The sequence below is a fragment of the Rhodopseudomonas sp. BR0G17 genome (assembly GCF_010907025.1).
Lineage (GTDB): Bacteria > Pseudomonadota > Alphaproteobacteria > Rhizobiales > Xanthobacteraceae > Rhodopseudomonas > Rhodopseudomonas palustris_H.
Map to the genome: position 1 here is coordinate 53,296 of NZ_QUML01000025.1, position 13,427 is coordinate 66,722.

Sequence of the window (13,427 nt, forward strand, 5' to 3'; positions counted from 1 at the left end):
ACTATGTGGCGAATTTGGCTTCTGTTTGATCCGCGTCGCGCGCTGGTCCTGCTGTTCGTGTTCCTGTTCGGCCTGGCCATCATCATCCACTTCATCCTGCTGAGCACCAGCCGGTTCAACTGGCTCGATGGTCCGCGTGCGGCGAAGGCGGCGTCGATCTCGCTGCCGTTCACTCCGCCGAGCATGCCGGTCTAATGGCGTGACTCACTGCTTGCCGGAAGGGCTGGGAAACGGACCGATCTGCCGGGCCCACACCCTTCCGGGAAGCGACATGGACTGGACGACGACGATGGATTTTCCCTGGCTCGCACGCGGAGGAACGATCGATGGCAATGCTCAGCTTTGAGAAAAAATACCGCGTTCGTGGCGGAACGCTAATCGGGGGCGACCTGTTCGATTTTTGGGTTGGCCCGTTCTACGTTGGGATCTTCGGGGTGATGACCGTGTTCTTCGCGCTGATCGGCATTGCGCTGATCGCGTGGAATACCGCGCTCGGCCCCACCTGGAATCTCTGGCAGATCAGCGTCAACCCGCCGGACGCGAAATACGGTCTGGGATTTGCGCCGCTCGCCGAGGGCGGCATTTGGCAGTGGGTGAGCATCTGCGCGACTGGCGCGTTCGTCACCTGGGCGCTGCGTGAAGTCGAAATCTGCCGCAAGCTCGGCATTGGCTTCCACGTTCCGTTCGCCTTCAGCTTCGCGATCTTCGCTTACGTTACGCTGGTGGTGATCCGTCCGGTCCTGATGGGCTCCTGGAGCTACGGCTTCCCCTACGGCATCTTCACGCATCTCGATTGGGTGTCGAACACCGGCTACTCCTACGGCCAGTTCCACTACAATCCCGCGCACATGATCGCGATCACGTTCTTCTTCACCACCTGTCTGGCGCTCGCGCTGCATGGCGGCCTGGTGCTGTCGGCGCTCAATCCCGACCGTGGCGAACCTGTGAAGTCTCCGGAACATGAAAACACCGTGTTCCGTGATCTCGTCGGCTACTCGATTGGTACCATCGGCATTCACCGCCTCGGTCTGTTCCTGGCGTTGTCGGCCGTGTTCTTCAGCGCGGTCTGCATGATCCTCAGCGGTCCGGTGCTGGCGGAAGGTGGTTCGTGGCCCGATTGGTGGAATTGGTGGCGCAACCTGCCGATCTGGAATCCGTAATTCAACCGGTCACAAGAGAGTCTTGTCATGGCCCAATACCAGAACATCTTTACGCAGGTCCAGGTTGAAGGACCTGCCTATGCGGGGGTGCCGCTACGTCCCGGCAGCTCTCCTCGCGAGACCCAGACGACGTTCAACTACTGGCTCGGCAAAATCGGTGACGCGCAGGTTGGTCCTGTCTACCTCGGGTTCACCGGTGTGGCTTCCGTGCTGTGCGGGTTGGTCGCGTTCGAGATCATCGGCCTCAATATGCTGGCGTCGGTGAACTGGAGCCCGATCGAATTCCTGCGTCAGTTCTGCTGGCTGGCTCTCGAGCCGCCGAAGCCGGAATACGGCCTGACCATTCCGCCGCTGAAGGAAGGTGGCTGGTGGCTGATGGCCGGGTTCTTCCTGACCGTCTCGATCGCCCTGTGGTGGGTTCGCACCTATCGGCGCTCGCGGGCGCTCGGTATGGGCACTCACGTGTCGTGGGCGTTCGCTTCCGCGATCCTGCTGTACCTGGCGCTCGGCTTCATTCAGCCGGTGTTGATGGGCTCCTGGAGTGAAGCACCTCCGTTCGGCATCTTCCCGCACCTGGATTGGACCAACAACTTCTCGATCAAGTACGGTAACCTGTACTACAACCCCTTCCACTGTCTCTCGATCGCCTTCCTGTATGGCTCGGCCCTGCTGTTCGCCATGCACGGTGCGACCATCCTCGCTGTGAGCCGCTACGGTGGCGAGCGCGAAATCGAGCAGATGCTGGACCGCGGTACTGCACTTGAACGCGCTGCTCTGTTCTGGCGCTGGACGATGGGCTTCAACGCGACGGCCGAATCGATCCATCGTTGGGCCTGGTGGTTCGCGGTGCTCTGCCCGCTGACCGGTGCCATCGGCATCATCCTGACCGGTCCGGTTGTCGACAACTGGTTCGATTGGGGCGTGAAGCACGGCCTGGCGCCGCCGCGGTAATACAACCGCACGTCTATCTGAACGAATGATGCGCGCGCCTGATGGTTATAGACCCAATCAGGCGCGCGCTTCTGCTTTCGGCTCCCGAGAAAGATGACAGCAGGCGGTTCTTTTGTACCGCTGACTGGTGACGAGGGAAGCGGCCTGCTGTAAACGAAGCGCCTCCAACTCCGCCTGAGAGGCCAACAAAACAAAGCCTGAGAAGACTTTAAGAACAGGGCTGGGCTTTTAGGACGCAGACGCCGGAGTGGAGGGACGAGTTCTTGCTGGAGGATATTTGCCCTGGTGCAAGTGTTCAAATCTCCGAAGGAGTCGCTGGGGGATCTCGGTGCACAGTCTGCTGCGAAGCTGATCGCCGCTGCGACCGATGTCGCGCTGGTGGTCGATCCGCAGGGTGTGATCCGGGACGTAGCGTTTACTAGGGACGAACTGGCCCACGAGCTGGACGGCCAGAGCCGTTGGCTCGGCTCGCGGCTCGTTGACATCGTCACCTCCGATACCCAGCCGAAGATCCGCGAATTACTGCTCGACGCCACCGTGCGCGACGCCCCGACCTGGCGGCAGGTCAACCATCCTTCGCCCAATGGCGAAGACATTCCGGTGCTTTATTCCGCGATCAATTTCGGGAGAGACGACCGCCTGCTGGTGGTGGGGCGTGATCTGCGTCAACTCGCCATGATGCAGCAGCGGTTAATCAACGCGCAGCAATCGATGGAGCGCGACTACATCCGGCTGCGGCACGCTGAGACGAGGTACCGGCTGCTGTTCCAGGTGTCGTCGGAAGCGGTGATGATCGTGGATGCGGCGAGTGAACTCATCGTGGATGCCAATCCGGCGACGCTGGCATTGTTCGATACCAGCGCGCCCGAGGCGCTGAATGCGCCGGTGATTGGATTCGTCGACGGTGCCGATCAGCAGACGGTGTTGAACCTGTTCGCCGATGTGCGCTCGACCGGCCGCGACGGTCGCGCCCGAGTCAAGCTGGCCGATGGCCGCCGCGAATGTGAGCTGTCGGCGTCGCTGTTCCGCCAGGAGAATGCGTCGCTGTATCTGGTGCGGCTCGCGTCGCACGGCGCGCCGCCCGAAGCCGGCAGCGCCAAGACTGCGTCGCTGCTGCTCAACTATTTCGAATCCGCCGCCGATGCGTTGGTGATTACGCAATATGACGGCCGGGTTGCCCGCGCCAATCTGGCGTTCCTGGAGATGGCACAGCTCGGCAGCGCCGAGCAGGCGCGCGGCGAGCTGCTCGATCGCTGGCTCGGCCGCACCGGCGTCGATCTGTCAGTGGCGCTCGCCAATCTGCGCCAGAGCGGGGCGATCAAACTGTTCGCCACCGTACTACGCGGCGAATACGGCGCGGTCGCCGAGGTTGAAGTCTCGGCGGTCGCCCTCAAGGATAATGATGACAAGCCATGCTTCGGCTTTGCGATCCGCAATGTCGAGAAGCGGCTGACCACGGCGGCGACGTCGAAGCGCGAACTGCCGCGCTCGGTGGCGCAGCTCACCGAACTGATCGGCCGGGTGCCGCTGCGCGACTTGGTGCGCGAGACCACCGACGTGATCGAAAAATTGTCGATCGAGGCGGCGCTGGAATTGACCGGCGACAATCGCGCTTCGGCCGCAGATATGCTCGGACTGAGCCGCCAGAGCCTCTACGTGAAATTGCGCCGGTACGGCTTAGCTGAACATGCGCCGGAAGGAGACGGAGCCGATGAGTAACAGTGTGGCCGTGCGTCCAGCGCCCTCGGCGGTGCTCGAGGTGCTGCACCCGATCACCTGGTTTCCGCCGATGTGGGCGTTCGGCTGCGGCGTCGTGTCGTCCGGCGTGCCGATCTCCACGCGTTGGGTCGAAGTCATCGCCGGCATCGTGCTGTGCGGCCCGCTGCTGGTCGCCACCAGCCAGGTCGTCAACGACTGGTTCGACCGCGACGTCGACGCCATCAACGAACCGAACCGTCCGATTCCGTCGGGTCGCATTCCGGGCCGCTGGGGCCTGTATCTGTCGTTCCTGTGGACTGCGGCCTCGCTGCTGGTCGCCAGCCAGCTCGGCGCCTGGGTGTTCGGCGCCGCCGCGCTCGGCCTGGTGCTGGCCTGGATGTATTCGATGCCTCCGTTCCGCCTGAAGCAGAACGGTTGGCTCGGCAACGGTGCCTGCGCCATCACCTATGAAGGCTTCGCGTGGTTCACCGGCGCCGCGGTGATGCTCGGCGGCCTGCCGCCGTGGTGGATCGTGACGCTGGCACTGCTGTATAGCGCCGGCGCTCACGGCATCATGACGCTCAACGACTTCAAGTCGATCGAAGGCGACATCAAAACCGGCGTCGGCTCGCTGCCGGTGAAGCTCGGCGTCGACAACGCGGCGCGGGTGCTCTGCGCCGTGATGGCGATCCCGCAGGTGATCGTGGTGGCGCTGCTGCTGTCGTGGGATCGGCCGATCCAGGCCGGCATCGTCGGCTTCGTGCTCGTCGTCCAGCTCGCCTTGATGGTGCGGTTTCTGCGCTCGCCGGTCGAGCGCGCCACCTGGTTCTCGGGCCTCGGCGTCGCGCTGTATGTGTCCGGCATGATGGCCAGCGCCGTCGCCGTTTCATCGTTCGGAGCAGCTTGATCATGATGCGACCGCTGTCCTGGCTCGGCATTGTTCGGATGGGGCTGGTGCAGACCGGCCTTGGTGCGATCGTCGTGCTGACCACCTCGACGCTGAACCGGGTGATGGTGGTGGAGCTGGCGTTGCCGGCGATGCTGCCCGGCGCGCTGGTCGCGATTCACTACGCGCTGCAGGTGTTCCGTCCCGCCTGGGGCCATGGCTCGGACCGCGGTTCGCGCCGCACGCCGTGGATCATCGGCGGCATGGCGGTGCTGGCGCTCGGCGGTTTCATGGCCGCGGTCGCCACCGCCTGGATGACGGTGCAGCCGCTGTTCGGTACGGCGCTGGCGATCGTCGCGTTCTGCCTGATCGGCGGCGGTGTCGGCGCGGCCGGCACGTCGCTTCTGGTGCTGCTGGCCAAGCGCACTGACGAGAAGCGCCGCGCGGCGGCGGCCACGATCGTCTGGGTGATGATGATCGCGGGCTTCATCGTCACCACTGCGATCGCCGGCCAGCTGCTTGATCCGTTCTCGCCGCAGCGCCTGATCGCAGTGTCGGGCGGTGTGTCGCTGATCGCGATGGTGCTGACCTTCGCGGGCGTGTGGGGCGTCGAGGGCCGCGCCGCGGTCGCGGCACCCGCGGCGGCGCCGAAGGGGTCGTTCCGCAAGGCTTTCCTCGAGGTCTGGCACGAGCCGCAGGCGCGGCGGTTTGCGATCTTCGTGTTCGTGTCGATGCTGGCCTACAGCGCGCAGGATCTGATCCTGGAGCCGTTTGCCGGCGCGGTGTTCGGCTTCACGCCGGGCGAGACCACCAAGCTGTCGAGCGTGCAGCACGGCGGCACGCTGATCGGCATGGCGATGGTGCCGATCATCGGCGCGCTGTTTCCAAGGACACGCGGCAATCTGCAGATCTGGACGATCGGCGGCTGTATCGCGTCGGCGATCGCGCTGCTCGGGCTGTCGTCGGCCGCGATCGTCGGTCCGAGCTGGCCGCTGCGCGGCACCGTGTTCATGCTCGGCGTCACCAACGGCGCTTATGCGGTCGCGGCGATCGGCTCGATGATGGAATTGGTCGGCGCCGGCGGCGAGCATCGCGAAGGCGTGCGGATGGGGCTGTGGGGCGCCGCGCAGGCGATCGCGTTCGGCATCGGCGGCTTCATCGGCACGCTGGCGAGCGACCTGGCGCGCCTGATCCTGGGGGCGCCCGCTTTGTCCTATGCGGCGGTGTTCGCCGCGGAAGCTGGTTTGTTTGTGGTGTCGGCGGCGATGGCTGTGTGGGTGCATCGCGCGCAAAATCGTCGTGACGTTGATTTGGCCAATGCAGCAGTCGCCGGAGGTTGAAATGAGTGATAGCTCCGCAATTTACGATGTCGTTGTCGTCGGCGGCGGCCCTGCCGGCGCTACTGCGGCGTGCGATCTGGCGCGCGCCGGCAAGCGGGTGGTGCTGCTCGACCGCGCCGGCCGTATCAAGCCGTGCGGCGGCGCGATCCCGCCGCGCGCGATCCGCGATTTCGCGATTCCCGACAGCATGCTGGTCGCCAAGATCAACGCCGCCCGGATGGTGTCGCCGAGCAATGTCGAGGTCGACATGCCGATTGACGGCGGCTTCGTCGGCATGGTCGACCGCGAGCATTTCGACGAGTGGCTGCGCCAGCGCGCCGCGACCGTCGGCGCCGAGCGGCGCACCGGCCTGTTCAAGCGGTTCAGCCGCGACGAAGCCGGCGTCAACACGGTGCACTACGAAGGGCGCGGCCCGGATGGGTCGATGATCGACCAGACGGTGCGCTGCCGCGCGATCATCGGCGCCGATGGCGCGGTGTCGGGCGTGGCGCGGCAGTTCCTGCAGGACGCCGACCGCGTGCCGTTCGTGTTCGCCTATCACGAGATTATCAAGGCGCCGACCGCTGAGCAGAAAGCCGCTTATGAAAGCCGCCGCTGCGACGTGTACTATCAGGGCCACGTCTCGCCGGACTTCTACGGCTGGGTGTTCCCGCACGGCAATACGGTCAGCGTCGGCACCGGCTCGATGCACAAGGGCTTCTCGCTGCGCGATTCGGTCGCGGAGCTGCGCAAGCAGACCGGCCTCGACGAGGTCGAGACCATCCGCAAGGAAGGCGCGCCGATCCCGCTGCATCCGCTGCCGCGCTGGGACGACGGCCACAGCGTGCTGCTCGCCGGCGATGCCGCGGGCGTGGTCGCGCCGGCGTCGGGCGAAGGCATCTACTACGCGCTGCTCGGCGGCCGGCTCGCCGCCGAAGCGGTCGAGGAATTCCTGCAGACGGCCGACGCCAAGGCGCTGAAGCTGGCCCGCAAGCGCTTCATGCGCGGCAACGGTTCGGTGTTCCGGATCCTCGGCCTGATGCAGTGGTATTGGTACGCCAACGACAAGCGCCGCGAACAATTCGTCAGCATCTGCCGCGATCGCGACGTGCAGAAGTTGACGTGGGACGCCTACATGAACAAAAAGCTGGTGCGGGCGAAACCGATCGCCCACGTCCGGATCTTCTTCAAGAACCTGGCCCACATGACGGGGCTGGCTTCGGTCTGATACCTGCAGGCGGTGGCTTGTGAATCCGATCTTTGTTGCGGCCGCCGTCGCAATCTTCGTTGGTCTGCTCGGCGGCTCGCTGACCGACACCGGGACTTGGTACCAAAGCCTGGTGAAACCGTGGTGGCAGCCGCCGGACTGGGCGTTCGGTCCGGCCTGGACGGTGATCTTCGCGCTCGCCGCGATGTCGGCGGTGTACGCCTGGCGCGGCGCCCGCACCCGCGCGCAACGCGACTGGGTGATCGGCCTGTTCGCCGCCAACGGCTTCTTCAACGTGCTGTGGAGCATGCTGTTCTTCACGGTGCGGCGGCCCGATTGGGCGCTGCTCGAAGTGCCGCTGTTGTGGCTGTCGGTGCTGGCCGGCGTCGTGGTGTTCTGGCGCAGCGCCCGCACCGCCAGTTACTACCTGCTGCCGTATCTGGTCTGGGTGACGTTCGCCGCCTACCTCAACTGGACCGTGGTCGCGCTGAACACGCCGTTCTGAGCCCCTGACGATGCGGTCGCATCGAGAGCCGCCATGCAGATGATGTCCGAACTGTTCGCCAGCGGCACCGTGGTCGACGCGGTGCTGATCTTCCTGCTCGTCGAGGCGATCGCGGTGATCGGCTATTGGCTGTGGCGCAAGCGCGGCATCGCGCCGGCCGACTTCCTGCCGGGCATGATCTCCGGCGCGCTGATGCTGCTGGCGCTGCGCGCCGTGCTCGCCGGCGCGGGCTGGATGGTGCCGACGCTGTGCCTGATGGCTGCGGGCGGCGCGCATCTGGTCGACGTGCTGCGCCGCTGGCGCTGAAGACCGGGCAGGGCGCGGACGCTCCCGGCGCGCGGTCAGAAGGCTTCCCAAAACACGAAGGGCTTCGGTTCTTGCGAACCGAAGCCCTTGTGATTCCAAAGCGTCGTTAAGTCTGATCGACTTACTTGAGGGTGGCCAGGTAGGCGACCACGTCCTTACGCTGCTGCTCGTTGGCGAGCTTGAAGGTCATCTTGGTGACGCCAACCGCCTGATCAGCCTTACCCTTATCGGTCAGAAACTTCTTCAGGAACGCGTTCGGATCGTTGAGGTAGTTGATGATGTTGTCAGCGGTCCAGACCAGACCCGCTTCACCCGAGTTGTGGTTCAGCGGCGAATAGGTGAACCCAGCCGCGGTACCCGCCTTACGGCCGACGACGCCGCCGAGAGCCGGACCGACCATGTTCTTGTCGGCGCGGTGGCAGGTCATGCACTGCTTGAACACCGCCTCACCCGCCTTGGCGTCCTGAGCCGAGGCAGTGCCGATCGACAGAGATCCGGCGGTAGCGGCGATGCTGAGAATTGTGAGAAGTTTTTTGACCACGTCTCTCTCCTTAAGAACCCGTCTTGGCGTCAAGCGACCCCGGGCCTCGTAGGCCACGACAAACAGTCGCATCCAAACCCGTTCTGATCGGTTCTGTAAAGTCGTTCTAACACAATTGGACACCGTCCGTTCGATGCGTTTGTGCTAGATGACGTTGATCTGTCGAAATTATATTACCGGTTAGACAATTCGGCTAATTTTCCCTTCCCTGGCCCGAACAGGCCCTTGTCAAGGGGGCGTAACCTGCATAAGTGCTTGTGAGCACGGCGGTGTTCTGGACAATGCGTCGTATTGACGCCCCGCTGTGTGCGAGCGGAGCTCATGGCGTCAAAATCCGTTCATGCCGACATCACCCTTCTGCTCGATATGGAGGGTGTGATTCGCGAAGCCACTCTGTCTCCGACAATGGCGGCTGAAAGCGTGGACGGTTGGCTGGGGCGTCGCTGGAGCGACATCGCCGGCACCGACGGTGGCGACAAGGTTCGCCGCATGGTGGAAGACGCCCGCCGCAGCGGCATCTCGGCTTTCCGCCAAATCAATCAGCCTTTCCCGAGCGGCGTCGAAATCCCGATCGAATTCACCACGATGCTGCTGGGCGATCGCACCGGCATGATCGCGGTCGGCAAGAACATGCAGGCCGTCACCGAGCTGCATTCCCGCCTGATCGCGGCGCAGCAGGCGATGGAGCGCGACTATTGGCGGTTGCGTGAACTGGAGACCCGCTACCGGCTGGTGTTCGACGCCGCCGCCGATGCGGTGATGATCGTCTCCGCCGGAGATATGCGCATCGTCGAAGCCAACCGCGCGGCGGCCAATGCGATCAGCCGCGAGCGCGGCAATGACGACCTCGCCGGTCGCGATTTCCTCGCCGAAGTTGCGGCTGCCGATCGCGATGCGGTGCGCGACATGCTGGCCCAGGTTCGTCAGCGCGGCACCGCGCTCAGCGTCCTCGTCCATCTCGGCCGCTATGACCGCGCCTGGATGCTGCGCGGCTCGCTGATGTCGTCGGAACGCCGTCAGGTCTTCCTGCTGCATTTCACCCCGGTGACGACGACGCCCGCGATCGACGAAGTCGACGACGACGCCGTGCTGCGCGGACTGATCGACCGCATTCCCGATGGTTTCGTCGCGCTGGATTCGGAAGGTGTCGTCCGTCACGTCAATCAGGCGTTTCTCGATCTGGTGCAGATCGGCTCCAAGCCCGCGGCGGTCGGACGATCGCTGGGCAGCTGGATGGGCCGCCCGGGTGCCGATCTGTCGAGCCTGCTGACGCTGCTGCGGCGCTACAAGACCGTGCGGCTGTTCCAGACCACGATCCGCGGCGAGCTCGGCACCGAGACCGAAATCGAAGTCTCGGCCGTCGATGGCGAAGAGGATCAGTACATCGGCGTGCTGATGCGCAATGTCGCGCGGCGGCTCGACGCTGCCGACGACAACGATGCCTTGCGGCAGGCGCTCGGTCCGATCAGCAAGCAGCTCGGGCGATCCTCGCTGCGCAAGCTGGTGAAGAATGCCGTGAGCATCGTCGAGCAGCACTACGTCAAGGAAGCGCTGCTGCGATCCAAGGGGAACCGCACGGCAACTGCCGAACTGCTCGGATTGAGCCGGCAGAGTCTTTATGCAAAACTCAACCGTTACGGCTTCGACGACAAAGGTGCCGTCGCTGCTGCTGCCGACGGTGCAGAGAGCGCCTCAGACGACGCAGAGGATTGAGTGGCAGGTCATGCCTCTGGCAGCCCCGCATTCGGGACTGCCGATCTTTCGAATTGCGAACGTGAAGAAATTCACCTCGCCGCCTCGATCCAGCCGCACGGCGCGCTTCTGGTCGTCAGCGAGCCGGATCATCGCGTCATCCAGGCCAGCGCCAACGCCGCCGAATTCCTGAACCTCGGAAACGTGCTCGGCGTTCCGCTCGCCGAGATCGACGGCGATCTGTTGATCAAGATCCTGCCGCATCTCGATCCCACCGCCGAAGGCATGCCGGTTGCGGTGCGCTGCCGGATCGGCAATCCCTCGGCGGAATATGATGGCTTGATCCATCGGCCGCCGGAAGGCGGGATGATCATCGAACTCGAACGCGCCGGCCCGCCGATCGATCTGTCCGGCACGCTGGCGCCGGCGTTGGAGCGCATCCGTACGGCGGGATCGCTGCGCGCGCTGTGCGACGACGCCGCGCTGCTGTTCCAGCAGCGCACCGGCTACGACCGGGTGATGGTGTATCGCTTCGACGAGCAGGGCCACGGCGAAGTGTTCTCCGAGCGCCACGTGCCCGGGCTCGAATCCTATTTCGGCAACCGCTATCCGTCGTCGGACATTCCGCAGATGGCGCGGCGGCTGTACGAGCGGCAGCGCGTTCGCGTGCTGGTCGATGTCGGCTACCAGCCGGTGCCGCTGCAGCCGCGGCTGTCGCCGCTCACCGGGCGCGACCTCGACATGTCGGGCTGCTTCCTGCGCTCGATGTCACCGATCCATCTGCAGTACCTGAAGAACATGGGCGTGCGCGCCACCCTGGTGGTGTCGCTGGTGGTCGGTGGCAAGCTGTGGGGCCTGATCGCCTGCCACCACTATCTGCCGCGCTTCATCCATTTCGAATTGCGGGCGATCTGCGAGCTGCTTGCGGAAGCGATGGCGACGCGGATCACCGCGCTCGAAAGCTTCGCGCAAAGCCAGTCGGAGCTGTTCGTGCAGCGGCTCGAGCAGCGCATGATCGAGGCGATCACCCGTGAGGGCGACTGGCGTGCGGCGATCTTCGACACCACGCAATCGATTCTGCAGCCGCTACACGCCGCCGGCTGCGCGCTGGTGTACGAAGATCAGATCCGAACGATCGGCGAAGTGCCGGCCACGCAGGATGTCCGCGAGATTGCCGCCTGGCTCGATCGCCAGCCGCGCACGGCGGTGACGTCGACCGCTTCGCTGGGTCTCGACGTGCCGGAGCTCGCACATCTGACGCGGATGGCGAGCGGCGTGGTCGCGGCGCCGATTTCGGATCACCGCGGCGAGTTTCTGATGTGGTTCCGCCCCGAGCGCGTCCACACCGTCACCTGGGGCGGCGATCCGAAGAAGCCGTTCACGATGGGCGATACGCCGGCGGATCTGTCGCCGCGGCGCTCCTTCGCCAAATGGCATCAGGTGGTCGAAGGCACGTCCGATCCGTGGACCGCCGCCGATCTCGCCGCAGCCCGCACGATCGGGCAGACCGTCGCCGACATCGTGCTGCAATTCCGCGCGGTGCGGACATTGATCGCCCGCGAACAATACGAACAGTTTTCGTCTCAGGTGCATGCCTCGATGCAGCCGGTGCTGATCACCGACTCCGAAGGCCGCATCCTGCTGATGAACGACTCGTTCCGCGAGATGCTGCCGGCGGGTTCGCCGTCGGCCGTCCATCTCGACGATCTCGCCGGCCTGTTCGTCGAATCCAACGACTTCCTGCGCAACGTCGCCGAGCTGATCGATCACGGCCGTGGCTGGCGCGGCGAGGTTCTGCTGCGCGGCGCCGGCAACAGCCCGTTGCCGCTGGCGGTGCGCGCCGATCCGGTGACGCGGACGGAGGATCAGTCGCTCGGCTTCGTGCTGATCTTCAGCGACGCTACCGATCGTCGCACGGCAGATGCCGCACGCACGCGTTTCCAGGAAGGCATTCTCGCCAGCGCGCGTCCCGGCGTGCGGCTCGACTCCAGGTCGGACCTGTTGCACGAGAAGCTGCTGTCGGCGCTGGTCGAGAACGCGCAGCTCGCCGCGTTGGAGATCACCTACGGCGTCGAGACCGGACGAATCGCAGAACTGCTCGAAGGCGTCCGCCAGTCGATGCTGCGCACCGCCGAAGTGCTCGGCCATCTGGTGCAGCACGCGGCGCGCACCGCCGGCAGCGACAGCTCCAACAACGGCTCGCAGAATAAGACTTAGCGCTGCGTCTCTCAGCCGCAGGCGTGGCGACCAGCGCCTAAGCAGCTCTGTGGTCGATCGAGACAGGCTGCGACTCTCGATCTTTGCAACACGAAGAACCTCATGGTGAGGAGGCGCAAAGCGCCGTCTCGAACCATGCGCCGCAGGCGATGCGGCTCCTCATCCTTCGAGACGCCCGGCTTTGCCGGGCTCCTCAGGACGAGGACTCAGTACCCTTCACAAGGACCATATCGGCTGCAATCAATCGATGAAGGAGTTTAAGCAGCCAGATGCTGCTGCACCGCGACCGAGAGCGCGATGTTGCAGGTAAATGCGACCGCGCCTTCCTCGATCACCGCTGCTGCATCGGGAGCCGCCGCGCCGGCGCGCTCCAGTGCTTCGCGGTATTCGGTCTTCAAGGAGGCCGGATCGCCGATTGCCGAAAAGTCGTAGTGGGCGAGTTCAGCGGCGCTGAGCTGCATGGTCTTCTCCAGCAGCCGGCGCACGATCTGTCCGCCGTTGAGATCGCCGAGATAGCGGGTGTAGGCATGCGCGATCAGGCGGCTGCCGTCGCCTTCGCTCACCTCCGTGATCCGCTCGGCATAAGCTTCCGCCGCCGGCAGCACCGGCAGCCGCTCGTGCCAATCTGCGCCGGCAAGTGCGGCGAGGTCGGATTCGATCGCCGGCGTGCGGGCCAGCGGATGCGCGGCAAGCGGCGCCAGGATCGGATTGTCGCGGTGGCGTTCGATGCCCGCTTCGATCGCCCGATAGGCCGGATGCAGATTGCGCAGCAACAGCGTGTAGCCATCGCGGCCAGCGGTGCCGTGCAGAATCTCGGAGAGGATGCCCGACTTCTCGGCTTCCAGATGCAGCTGTCGGGTCCGCACATACAACGCGGTGACGACGCTCTCGGCGCCGCGCTCCGCTGCTTCCACCACCATACCAAGCCTCCAATGCAGGAGGCGT

At 64.9% G+C, this 13,427-nt stretch carries 13 protein-coding genes; 11 read left to right on the forward strand and 2 right to left on the reverse strand.

The window, feature by feature from the left end:
* The first annotated feature begins 3 nt into the window (after positions 1–3).
* The 9 genes from pufA (at position 4) to DY467_RS18245 (ending at position 8,032) form a co-directional block, all read left to right on the forward strand.
* The gene (gene pufA, locus DY467_RS18205; protein ID WP_011157087.1) at positions 4–195 is read left to right on the forward strand and encodes a light-harvesting antenna LH1, alpha subunit; all 192 of its coding nucleotides are present in this window, start codon (positions 4–6) and stop codon (positions 193–195) included.
* A gap of 131 nt (positions 196–326) precedes the next feature.
* Entirely contained in the window at positions 327–1,160 is an 834-nt protein-coding gene (gene pufL / locus DY467_RS18210) for a photosynthetic reaction center subunit L (RefSeq protein ID WP_107354746.1), read from the forward strand.
* A 27-nt stretch (positions 1,161–1,187) separates the two neighbouring features.
* The gene (gene pufM / locus DY467_RS18215; RefSeq protein ID WP_107343541.1) at positions 1,188–2,111 is read left to right on the forward strand and encodes a photosynthetic reaction center subunit M; all 924 of its coding nucleotides are present in this window, start codon (positions 1,188–1,190) and stop codon (positions 2,109–2,111) included.
* A 285-nt stretch (positions 2,112–2,396) separates the two neighbouring features.
* Positions 2,397–3,830: a transcriptional regulator PpsR gene (gene ppsR, locus DY467_RS18220; protein ID WP_107343542.1), complete on the forward strand. Its 1,434-nt coding sequence runs from the start codon at positions 2,397–2,399 to the stop codon at positions 3,828–3,830.
* Complete coding sequence (gene chlG / locus DY467_RS18225) at positions 3,823–4,716, forward strand: chlorophyll synthase ChlG (RefSeq protein ID WP_234820134.1); 894 nt, start codon at positions 3,823–3,825, stop codon at positions 4,714–4,716. Before ppsR (DY467_RS18220) ends, chlG begins: the two co-directional genes overlap by 8 nt.
* A gap of 2 nt (positions 4,717–4,718) precedes the next feature.
* Positions 4,719–6,035 (forward strand): BCD family MFS transporter, encoded by a 1,317-nt coding sequence (locus DY467_RS18230; protein WP_164638032.1) that lies wholly within the window; start codon positions 4,719–4,721, stop codon positions 6,033–6,035.
* Position 6,036: 1 nt separating this feature from the next.
* Entirely contained in the window at positions 6,037–7,242 is a 1,206-nt protein-coding gene (locus DY467_RS18235; protein WP_164638034.1) for a geranylgeranyl diphosphate reductase, read from the forward strand.
* A gap of 19 nt (positions 7,243–7,261) precedes the next feature.
* Positions 7,262–7,726 (forward strand): TspO/MBR family protein, encoded by a 465-nt coding sequence (locus DY467_RS18240; RefSeq protein WP_011157094.1) that lies wholly within the window; start codon positions 7,262–7,264, stop codon positions 7,724–7,726.
* 33 nt (positions 7,727–7,759) lie between these two features.
* On the forward strand, positions 7,760–8,032 hold the full coding sequence (locus DY467_RS18245; RefSeq protein ID WP_164573483.1) for a hypothetical protein: 273 nt from the start codon (positions 7,760–7,762) through the stop codon (positions 8,030–8,032).
* Between the two features lie 121 nt (positions 8,033–8,153).
* Here DY467_RS18245 and DY467_RS18250 read toward each other — a convergent pair whose 3' ends face one another.
* Entirely contained in the window at positions 8,154–8,573 is a 420-nt protein-coding gene (locus DY467_RS18250; protein ID WP_011157096.1) for a c-type cytochrome, read from the reverse strand.
* Positions 8,574–8,894: 321 nt separating this feature from the next.
* Between DY467_RS18250 and ppsR (DY467_RS18255) the strand changes: the two genes are divergently transcribed.
* Positions 8,895–10,286: a transcriptional regulator PpsR gene (gene ppsR, locus DY467_RS18255; protein WP_164638036.1), complete on the forward strand. Its 1,392-nt coding sequence runs from the start codon at positions 8,895–8,897 to the stop codon at positions 10,284–10,286.
* Complete coding sequence (locus tag DY467_RS18260) at positions 10,287–12,482, forward strand: GAF domain-containing protein (protein WP_164638038.1); 2,196 nt, start codon at positions 10,287–10,289, stop codon at positions 12,480–12,482.
* 257 nt (positions 12,483–12,739) lie between these two features.
* Here the strand turns inward: DY467_RS18260 and DY467_RS18265 are convergent, their stop codons facing one another.
* A complete protein-coding gene (locus DY467_RS18265; protein ID WP_164638040.1) occupies positions 12,740–13,402 on the reverse strand; it encodes a biliverdin-producing heme oxygenase in 663 nt (220 codons plus the stop codon).
* Positions 13,403–13,427 lie beyond the last annotated feature (25 nt).